We start from the raw sequence: 4,061 nt of genomic DNA, 5'->3' as shown, positions 1-4,061 counted from the left end.
GCAACTTCTTTAGCCGCGCGTTCTCGGCCTCAAGGTCCTTGAGCCGCTTGGCGTCGGGCACGCTCATGCCGCCAAACTTGCTGCGCCACAGATAATAGGACGCCTCGCTGAAGCCATGCCGCCGGCATAGGTCCTTGATCGCCATGCCCGCTTCGGCTTCGCGCAAAAAGCCGATGATCTGCTCTTCGGAAAAACGCTTCTTCACGTCCAATCTCCTTGGGGTAAGGAATTGGACTCCAAACTGAGGGGCTACTCAAAGTCGGGGGGGGGGCGTCGCTTCTTGAAGAGCGCCAGCTGGGCACAAGCCAATAGCATCGCATACAGCTTAGAGCGGCTAACAAAACGTAGCGAGCAGCTGTCAGGTGGGCGCGGACGGCGCGCAGGAACCGGAGTGTACGAGTGGTACATGCCGATTCCGAGCACCGGCCGCGCCCGCCTGGCGGCTGCGCAGTAGTTTTGTTAGCCGCTCTTATATCCGCGCAAAAAAATGAGGAGGGTTTCGCCTCCTCATTTCGTTTATTCGCTAAATTATTTTACTCAACTGGCCTCGGAGACGGACGCTGATATTTAGAGAATGTCTTGTAAAGCGAGGCTGCACGCTCATCGGCAGCGACACTTTCAACACTACTCAACCCCCTCAATGCAATGTCGGCGGACGCTTTGCCGTCACCCAACAAATAGGCTAGGCGTAGATATGCGGCACTATCAATCAGATTTTTTTCCTTGGTCTCGCTAGCATAAATATCCGACAGCCCATAATACGAATATAAATTTCCAGCAGACGCCGCATTTCTTAAAATGCCAAGCCCCTCCTGGAAGTGACCACTCGTCGCTGTCTTCTTTCCATAGATGACAGTTGCGGCCTTATTGCCCGCCTGCGACTCTGCTTTCAGCTGATCCAAGGATAGTTTGTCCAGTCGTGCTAATTCGGCCTCAGTCGGATAGCCATTAGACAAAAGCCACTTTGCCTCGGCATCCGAGTTAGCCACCAGCGGGCCACTTGCCTTGCAGGCACTCTCGCCACCCTGACACAGATACTGCTTAGCATCTTGCACGCCGCTTGGCGTAGCTAACTTTGCCTTTTGCTCCGCTCCATTCGCAGCTGAGCTGTGCTCAGCGTTTGCCGTCGCAGAAGTTTCAGCCTGCGAAGATGCTGCATTGGTGTCTTCCGCTGGCTTGTCGGCTTTTCCACACGCAGCAAGCGCACCGGAAAGTAGCGCCATGGACAAAATCATTTTTGCTTTCATAGTTCCATCCATTATAGACTGCACTGATTCTGCTGGAAGTTGGTCCACCATCTCGAACAAGAAGCATCGGCTGACGTGACCTTCCATTTGACGCCAATTGAGTTATCCAGGCTTCCAGAACTGAGGGCCTCGCCCGGGACATATCTTTCGAGATTAACCGCATAACGCTTAGACCAATCGATAAAAAATTGGACAAAGTTCATCTGATCATCGGCTTCGATGTCGAGCGCCTTCATGATTTCGAAGCAGTAATATTCCGGGACCGTCAACTGACCTGGGATTCGATATTTATTTGACTCTTTCGTCTGCTCCTCGCACACCCACGCCAAGTCGTCACGGAAAATCTTAGTTGCTTCCTTAAACGACATCCCGGGATTAGCATAATTTGCCGTTTGCTTATTTAAAATAAAATCCATCCACCACGCAGTGGCGCCGTCTGGTGGAGCGGTGGTTCCGTTGGGGCCAAATGTTCTACCTTGCGAATAACCAATCGCCATTAGCACCGTCGACTTTCCATGAATGCTCGCCCCAGGTAGTTTGTCTTGGGCATATGCCCCGCCTTCCGGGAGAGGTATTGGATTAGGACACATTGCAGGTTTGGTTGCCCTAAGGTTTTCACAAAGAACCTCGCGCTCGTCCGGACCACCCCCACCCCCACCATTGTTACCCCCGCCATCGCCCGGATCTGGATAATAGGGTGGCGGCGGATTTTCAATCGGTGGCGGGATGTAGGGAGGCGGCACTTCGACAGGCGGCATTGTCGTGGTCCCCTCGGTATCGGAGGCTGTTGCCAATGGCGATAAAACGCTGGCAACCCCGGCCAGCACCAATGTCAGATAAATGGTTCGCCTGATCGCAGCTTTGAGCTGCTTGGGCTTGCCGTCTTGCGACTCATTCAATTTCATAACCATCCTTATTAATAGAGCAATCAATTCCGATGATCAGGATTTCAAGCTCGGCTGAGTAAAATATCCCCTGTTCCTGTTCTAATAGCGCCGGTAGGCGCTTCATAATTTTTGCAGCAAGTGAAGAACTGCATGCATTTTTTCCAGCACAAAGCGTGTCTTCGGATACATATCCACACGAAAGAAGTGACCACACCACTCTTGGATCCAAGCCAGCCGTGGCGAGATCAGATATTTTTTGCAAAATCAGCTTGATGTGATCTAACCAAACCTCTGAATTGCTGAGATTTTGGCTTGTTGCAGTCAAGGATGCCTGCATCCAGGTTTGACCTGTTCGCTGTTTAGCAAAGCTCAGGCAATGCGCAATATAGAGCGGATAAAGATTTCGATAGCGTCCCGCCAAATTTATCAGGAGAGTGCGGGTCACCCGTCCATTAGTATCACTAAGTGGATGGATGCAGATCATCTGATACGCAATGGCTTCGAAAAATGCGCAGTTGATCGGCTGGGCGCTCTTGCCTTGCAGCAAATCTTCGAGGTTTTTTAGAAGATAAGGCAGTTGATCTGCCTGTGGTAAAACAAGCCACGCTTCTGACGGCTTCTTTCCACCGACCCATGCATTATCCGTGCGGCTTTTAACTTGGCTATTGCCTAAATTTTTGGCCAAATTCAATGACCAATTTAAAACACCATGCGTATCTGGAAGTCCTGCTCTGAGGGATGCGTTGATGGCTGACGCCGCATGGCGATTTGCTCTCAAATCAGGAATGGCAGAAAACTTCCAGCCACCTCTGCATACGTGAGTTAACCGGTAAGACAGGGCTGAAAGGTAGCCGACGCATTGAGCATCCGATTCAAAGCGTTGGTAATCCCCTATTTTTTCATGGGTTCGAAGTGGTGGCTCCAACAACGCTGGCGTATAGACCGAAAACGATGCATCGAGCCAAACCGAAGCATCAGGCGCATCGCGTCGTCCTGGAAGTGGCGCAAAAGCCAAATCAAGCGGTGCTGACTCAAAATTTCCATCCATAAATTTCGAAGCACTAACGGAGCCCGGGCAACATGCCCTGACACCTATGTCAGAGCAAGGTAAAAATAATGGATAAAGAGATGAGTGTCACAAAAAGCATGAAAATTGGATGATTATCAGAAAACCCTGACAGCTAGCTCGAACTTCACTGACACGCTTGATGCCAGTTAACGCACACGCTTTGTCTTGGAGCGAGACTTGATATCAGCCAGGAGCGCGTGCTGGTCTTTGGCTGGAAGCTGCGTGAACTCCTGGATGAGTTCTGCCAGTTCGTCTGTCTCTGCGTAGAGGTAGGCAAGCGAGACGCCAAGAGCGTCAGCCATTTTCTGAGCCGTTTCACTATCGCACTCATGCACTGCCCGCTCGTATCGATTGATGCGAACGCCTGCGACATCTTCTGGTAGTCCCATGAGCACTCCTAAGGCCTTTTGGCTGAGCCGAAGTGTCTTCCTCCGCTTCTTCATACGGGCGGCGAAGACGACACGAACACTGCGGGCGTTGGGAGAAGTCATGCCCCAAGGATGAACGTAAGCTACGTTGCTCGTAAATTACGTTGCCCGTACCTTACGTTTAGCGTATCTTTTCGCCATTCGTCAACTATCCACAGGGGAAGTCATGGGCACGCCAGAGCACGAAGTAGCAGAGGAGATCCACAGGCAGCAGGTTCAGGGGCAGGCCGCAGCACAGCTCACGCAGCCCTTGCTCAAACGGGGCTGGCGCATTGCCTATGTGGGGTGGGCCCGATGTCCCCTCGCTCTGAGTAGCGGCCGGGTTTAGAGTCCGGGGTTGATGATATCGGTGTTGGCCAGCTGTTGGGCATACGCAGATGGCGTCATGCCGCCAATTGCCTTCTTGGGTCGTTCCTCGTTGTATTCACGT

At 52.0% G+C, this 4,061-nt stretch carries 5 protein-coding genes and 1 other RNA gene; all 6 read right to left on the bottom strand.

All coding sequences use genetic code 11. The features are described from left to right. Window positions 1-145 (bottom strand): transposase (locus NX05_RS17030; protein WP_253956538.1); only part of this gene is annotated, 145 nt, incomplete at its 3' end. A 187-nt stretch (window positions 146-332) separates the two neighbouring features. Then, window positions 333-408, bottom strand: a non-coding RNA gene (locus NX05_RS17035) — sX9 sRNA. Window positions 409-533: 125 nt separating this feature from the next. After that, window positions 534-1,247 (bottom strand): hypothetical protein, encoded by a 714-nt coding sequence (locus NX05_RS17025; RefSeq protein WP_039433046.1) that lies wholly within the window; start codon window positions 1,245-1,247, stop codon window positions 534-536. 11 nt (window positions 1,248-1,258) lie between these two features. Next, a complete protein-coding gene (locus NX05_RS24995) occupies window positions 1,259-2,152 on the bottom strand; it encodes a hypothetical protein (RefSeq protein WP_227480107.1) in 894 nt (297 codons plus the stop codon). Next, a complete protein-coding gene (locus tag NX05_RS22975; RefSeq protein ID WP_080764640.1) occupies window positions 2,139-3,182 on the bottom strand; it encodes a Fic family protein in 1,044 nt (347 codons plus the stop codon). Before NX05_RS22975 ends, NX05_RS24995 begins: the two co-directional genes overlap by 14 nt. Window positions 3,183-3,349: 167 nt before the next feature. Continuing rightward, a complete protein-coding gene (locus NX05_RS17010; RefSeq protein ID WP_052239617.1) occupies window positions 3,350-3,646 on the bottom strand; it encodes a helix-turn-helix domain-containing protein in 297 nt (98 codons plus the stop codon). Between the last annotated feature and the right edge of the window lie 415 nt (window positions 3,647-4,061).

This window comes from Xanthomonas vasicola, from assembly GCF_000772705.2.
Taxonomy (GTDB): Bacteria; Pseudomonadota; Gammaproteobacteria; order Xanthomonadales; family Xanthomonadaceae; genus Xanthomonas; species Xanthomonas vasicola.
The sequence above is the reverse complement of the archived record's forward strand: the minus strand, read 5'-3'. Positions and strand labels throughout refer to the sequence as shown.

Bases quoted from the DNA above. Each gene is read 5' to 3' on its own strand.
- NX05_RS17025 (WP_039433046.1), bottom strand. From the start codon at position 1,247: ATGAAAGCAAAAATGATTTTGTCCATGGCGCTACTTTCCGGTGCGCTT.
- NX05_RS24995 (WP_227480107.1), bottom strand. From the start codon at position 2,152: ATGAAATTGAATGAGTCGCAAGACGGCAAGCCCAAGCAGCTCAAAGCT.
- NX05_RS22975 (WP_080764640.1), bottom strand. From the start codon at position 3,182: ATGGATGGAAATTTTGAGTCAGCACCGCTTGATTTGGCTTTTGCGCCA.
- NX05_RS17010 (WP_052239617.1), bottom strand. From the start codon at position 3,646: ATGAAGAAGCGGAGGAAGACACTTCGGCTCAGCCAAAAGGCCTTAGGA.